The 5,116-nt window shown below is 68.1% G+C and carries 6 protein-coding genes; 4 read left to right on the forward strand and 2 right to left on the reverse strand.

From position 1 onward, the window contains the following. Positions 1-221, reverse strand: a 221-nt coding sequence (locus ACRDPS_RS23235; protein ID WP_431504037.1) for a hypothetical protein, incomplete at its 3' end; no start/stop codon positions are given. 518 nt (positions 222-739) lie between these two features. Between ACRDPS_RS23235 and ACRDPS_RS23240 the strand changes: the two genes are divergently transcribed. From ACRDPS_RS23240 to ACRDPS_RS23255, 4 genes are read left to right on the forward strand one after another with little or no spacing between them, the layout of a single operon-like run. After that, positions 740-1,729, forward strand: coding sequence for an intradiol ring-cleavage dioxygenase (locus ACRDPS_RS23240; RefSeq protein WP_431504038.1), 990 nt, complete (start codon positions 740-742; stop codon positions 1,727-1,729). A gap of 25 nt (positions 1,730-1,754) precedes the next feature. After that, on the forward strand, positions 1,755-1,973 hold the full coding sequence (locus ACRDPS_RS23245; RefSeq protein ID WP_431504039.1) for a Sec-independent protein translocase subunit TatA/TatB: 219 nt from the start codon (positions 1,755-1,757) through the stop codon (positions 1,971-1,973). Further along, the gene (gene tatC / locus ACRDPS_RS23250; RefSeq protein ID WP_431504040.1) at positions 1,970-2,731 is read left to right on the forward strand and encodes a twin-arginine translocase subunit TatC; all 762 of its coding nucleotides are present in this window, start codon (positions 1,970-1,972) and stop codon (positions 2,729-2,731) included. The genes ACRDPS_RS23245 and tatC overlap by 4 nt, the downstream gene beginning before the upstream one ends. Continuing rightward, a complete protein-coding gene (locus tag ACRDPS_RS23255; protein ID WP_431504041.1) occupies positions 2,712-3,269 on the forward strand; it encodes a Sec-independent protein translocase subunit TatA/TatB in 558 nt (185 codons plus the stop codon). Before tatC ends, ACRDPS_RS23255 begins: the two co-directional genes overlap by 20 nt. Positions 3,270-3,467: 198 nt before the next feature. On the opposite strand, the gene ACRDPS_RS23260 is transcribed toward ACRDPS_RS23255, so the two are convergent. Next, complete coding sequence (locus ACRDPS_RS23260; protein ID WP_431504042.1) at positions 3,468-5,009, reverse strand: AMP-binding protein; 1,542 nt, start codon at positions 5,007-5,009, stop codon at positions 3,468-3,470. Positions 5,010-5,116 lie beyond the last annotated feature (107 nt).

Consider the following 5,116-nt stretch of genomic DNA (forward strand, 5'->3'; position numbering starts at 1 on the left):
GAGATCATCGGCGCACCCGCCCCGGTCAGTGCCACCGCCCGGTCGCCGTAGGTGTCGACCTCCAACACCGCCGCCTCCCCGACGGTCTCGACGACGTTCACGGCTGCGTACTTCGCCGCAGTGATCAGGATGTCGCGAGCGGCTTGGTCCTCGACCGCACGCGCGGCCCGCACCGCGGCCAACAGGCCGGACGAGGTCTCGAGGGCGAGCGTCGAAGTCATGCACATATCCTATCAAATATGCATGTCCATGCACAGTGCTTTTCGGACCTATTACTGCAGATCAGAGGTCCTTTTAACGCTACTGAACGAGATGACGCAGGTGGCGCTTGATCCAGCATCATGCGTCCAGAAAACCCGGACAGGGACAGGTATCCCGACGCAACCCAGACCGAGGCTGGAAGTCCGCAAGACAGGCAAATGGCACCCAGGCCAGACACCCTGGTCCTAAATCTCCCAACCCGGTCAGGCACTTGGCCCCACCCGCCCTACACCACCCGGGCAGGCACCCGAGTCGCTTAGTTGCCTGCGGCACCGGGTGGTCTCGACAGGCTCGACCACCGGACGCGACGAGGCCTGTCCGGTCGGCGTAGAGGCAGGAGCGGGGCGACGCCTGTCCGGGCACCCGCGAACCCCCGGCGACTTTCACAGACACCCCACAGGTGACGCAGAAGGTCCTGACGGATCGGAGCGTCAGAGTCAGGTCAACGCACCAGGACCGACGCCAAGGAGATACCGAGATGAGCCGCGTACCCGAACCCGAGAAGACCGCCGAAGGTCCCGCCTATGAAGGACGCCTGCTTGTCCGGCCCGAGGAGGAGGTGGTCGACCAGGGCGCCGGCTTCGACATCTCGACGCTGGTGACCCGCCGCCGGGTGCTCGGGCTCGTCGGGGTAGGGGTCGGAGCCGCGGCGCTGGCCGCCTGTGGAGCCACGAGCTCCTCGGGCGGCGGCTCGAGCTCGGGCTCGTCCGACACGGCTGCGGGCACGTCGGGCTCCAACACCTCGACGCCCGCCGATGGCGAGATCCCGCAGGAGACCAACGGCCCCTACCCCGCCAACGGCACAAACGGCACCAACGTGCTCACCGAGTCGGGCATCGTACGCAGCGACATCACCTCAAGCCTCGACGGTGGCACCACGGTCGACGGGGTGCCGTTGGAGTTCACCTTCACGGTCGCCGACATGGTCAACGGCAGCGCTCCCTTCGCAGGTGTCGCGGTCTACCTGTGGCAGTGCGACGCGCAAGGCCTCTACTCGATGTACTCCGAAGGGGTCGAGGACGAGACCTACCTTCGCGGCATCCAGGTCGCCGACGCCAACGGCGAGGCGACGTTCAAGACCATCGTGCCGGGCTGCTACGACGGCCGCTGGACCCACCTGCACTTCGAGGTCTACCCCGACGCGGACTCCGCGACGACCGGCGAGAACGCCATCGCGACCTCTCAGGTCGCGTTCCCCGAGGACATGCTCACCGAGGTCTACGAGCTCGACACCTACGCGGGCTCGGCCGACAACCTCTCCAAGGTCAGCCTCGACTCCGACAACGTCTTCAGCGACGGCTACGAGCTGGAGATGGGGACTTTCGAGGGCGACGCCGAGTCCGGCTACACCGGTTCGCTCGCCGTCGCGGTCGACACCAGCACCGAGGCCACCATGGGCGCCGCCCCGGGAGGCGGTGGTGGTGGCGGCGGCGAGGGCGGCGCTCCGCCCGAGCCCCCGACCAACTGACCAACAGCACTCAAGGAGAAACATCATGCTGCAGAACCTCACGGGCTGGCACGCCCTCGTCATCCTCGCCATCATCCTGCTCGTCTTCGGGTCCGCGAAGCTGCCCGCCCTGGCCCGGAGCGTCGGCCAGTCCGTACGCATCCTCAAGGACGAGACCCACGACGCCGGCCCCACGACCACAGCCAGGCAGCCTGACGCGCAGGCCGTCGCCGTCGAGCCGCTCGCCGACCGCCGAGCGTCATGACCACCGCCGCCGTCGCACGGGGCACCATGCCCGTCGCCGGCCACCTGCGCGAGGCGAGCAGGCGCGGGATCCGTGCGGCGGTGGCGCTGATCCTCGCGATCGGGGTCGGATTCTGGCTCTCCGACCAGATCCTGGAGCTGCTGCGCGCACCGGTCGAGGAGCTCGCCGCCTCGCGCGACGCGAGCCTCAACTACGACACCGTGACCGGTGCGTTCGATCTCAAGCTCAAGATCGCGCTCTTCGCCGGCGTCATCGGCTCCAGCCCGGTGTGGCTGGCCGAGCTGTTCGCGTACGTCACCCCCGGGCTCACCCGTTGGGAGCGCAAGTACACCCTCGGGTTCCTGGCGGCCGCGGTCCCGCTGTTCGCCGCCGGCTGCACGTTCGGCTTCGTGCTCTTCCCGCACATGGTCGAGATGCTCGCCGGCTTCTCCTCGACCGAGGACAGCACCATCCTCAACGCCGGCTACTACGTCGACTTCGTGATGAAGATGGTCCTCGCGATCGGGGTCGCGTTAGTGCTGCCGGTCTTCGTCGTGATGCTCAACGCACTCGGGCTCCTGCCCGCGCAGACCCTGCGGCGAAGCTGGCGCGCCATCGTCGTCGTCATCGTCCTGTTCAGCGCGCTGGTGACACCGGCTGCCGACGTACTCTCCATGTTCCTCGTCGCCGCCCCGATGTCGCTCCTCTTCGCCGCTGCCCTGCTCATCACCCACGTCCACGACCGAAGGAGAGACCACCGTGTTCGGTCTGAGCTTTGAGAAGCTCTTCCTCGTCGCCATCATCGCCGCCGTCGTGATCGGCCCCGACCGGCTGCCCCTCTATGCCCATCAGCTCGCTGAGCTCGTCCGCTCCCTGCGGCGCCTCGTCGACACCTCGAAGGCCCAGGTGGAGAGCGAGATCGGGATCTCGCGTGAGGAGCTGGAAGCATTGGACGTACGCCGGTACGACCCTCGCCGCATCGTCCGCGATGCGCTCTCGGACCCCTCACCTGCGCCGGTCGAGGTCGTAGCTCCAAGCTCCGTCGAGCCGTCCGAACAGACCCTCGCCGAAGAGGCGAGCCGCGTACGTCCCGGCCAGAAGTATCTGGTCACCGGCAACTCGGCCCGTCCCCGCCGCATCCTCATCGCGTCACTGCCCGAGAACGACCCGCGCCGCCTCGCCGCGTACGTCCCTCCCCCAGCCGAGAACGACGAACCCGAACTGCTCCTGGACGAGGTCACCCACCTCCTAGAGCAGCCCACCCCCGACCCCGAGTCGGCGCGACTGTCCCACCAAAAGCCGCCGAGCCGGCGCTAATGTCCCGCCAAAAGCGGTCGAGTCGGCGCTAATGTCCCATCAGAACCCGCCGAGTCGGCGCTAATGTCCCAAACTCGCGGGACAGTTGCGCCGACTCGACGTGATTTCTCGGGACATTAGCGCCGACTCGACGCGAATTTCTGGGACATTAGCGCCGACTCGGGCTGAATTTCTGGGGCAGTTGCGCCGGGTCGGCGGTCAGTTGACCTTGCGGTCGCGGTCGCCCCAGTAGGGCTCGCGGAGCTTGAACTTCTGGAGCTTTCCGGTGGCGGTGCGGGCGAGGGTGTCGCGGAACTCGACGACTGTCGGCGCCTTGTAGCCGGCGGCGCGTTCCTTGCTCCAGGCGATCAGCTCGGCCTCGGTGGCCGAGGCGCCTTCGGCGAGGACCACGAGGGCGAGGATGGTCTCGCCCCACTTCTCGCTGGGTACGCCGATGACGGCGACCTCGGCGACCGAGGGATGCAGGAAGAGGACGTCCTCCACCTCAGCAGAAGAGACGTTCTCGCCGCCGGTGATGATCACGTCCTTGATGCGGTCGGAGATGGTGAGGTAGCCGTCGTCGCCGACACTGCCGCCGTCGCCGGTGTGGAACCAGCCGTCGGCGAGGGCCTTCTCGGTCTCCTCCGGCTTCTCCCAGTAGCCCTCCAGGACGACGTTGGACCTCGCCCGCACCTCGCGGTCCGGCGCGATGTCCAGGCTCACCCCGATCGCGGGCGCGCCGGCACGGGTCAGTCTCGCGGCCTGCTCCATCGGGTCCAGGTCGTCCCACTCGGCACGGGTGCGGTTGATGGTCAGCAGCGGCGAGGTCTCGGTGAGGCCGTAGATCTGGATGAACTCCCAGCCGAGCTCCTCCTGGACCCGCACGACCGTCTTGGTCGGCGGCGGCGCGCCGGCCATGATGATCCGCACCTTGTCGCGGCCCGGGATCTCGCCCTCCGTCTCGGTCCACTCCGGGATCGCGTCGAGCACGGCGGCGGCCACCGCGGGGGCGGCGCACATGTAGGTGACTCCCTGGTCACGTACGCGGCGCAGGATCTCCATCCCGTCGACCTTGCGCAGCACCACGTGCTTGATGCCGAGCCCGGTCGCCGCGAACGGCATCCCCCAGCCGTTGGCGTGGAACATCGGCAGCGTGTGCAGGTAGACGTCGCGGTCGTTGCAGCCCGCGTGCAGCGCGAAGGTCAGCGCGTTGGTCCAGATGTTGCGGTGGGTGATCTGCACGCCCTTGGGCCGCGCGGTGGTGCCGGAGGTGTAGTTGATCGCCGCGGTCGCGTTCTCGTCCGGCTCCCACGGCGCGGGCTCGACGCCCTCGTCGGCATAGAGGCTGGCGTCGTCGCCGAGCACGAACCGGTGCTTCGCGGTCACGTCCGCCAGCGCCTCGTCGACCTCCGGGTCGACCCACAGCACCGAGGCACCCGACTGCTCCACGATGTAGGAGACCTCGTCGGGCCGGAGCCGGAAGTTGACCGGCACCAGGACGCGACCGGAGCCGGAGACCCCGTAGAAGGCGGTCAGCAGCCGCGCGGAGTTGTGGGAGACGATCGCGACCCGCTCCCCCACGCCGATGCCGAGCTCATCGAGCTTCGCGGCCATCCGCTTCGCGAGCGCCTTCATCTCGGCGTACGTCACCTCCCCGAGCGAGGCCGCCGGCTGGTCGGGCTCGTCGACGATCCCCACCCGCTGGCCATAGACGGATGCGGCACGGTCGATGAAGTCGTTGACGCTGAACGGAACGAACACGGGCTACCTCCAGAAAACCAAAGTGACCCGAGTCACTGTAGTGAAGATGACGTACGCCGTCGCCACATGCTCGATGGGCGGCACGGCCGAAGCGACGAACGGTCCGG

Origin of the sequence: Nocardioides sp. (genome assembly GCF_050699375.1) — a bacterium.
Taxonomy (GTDB): Bacteria; Actinomycetota; Actinomycetes; order Propionibacteriales; family Nocardioidaceae; genus Nocardioides.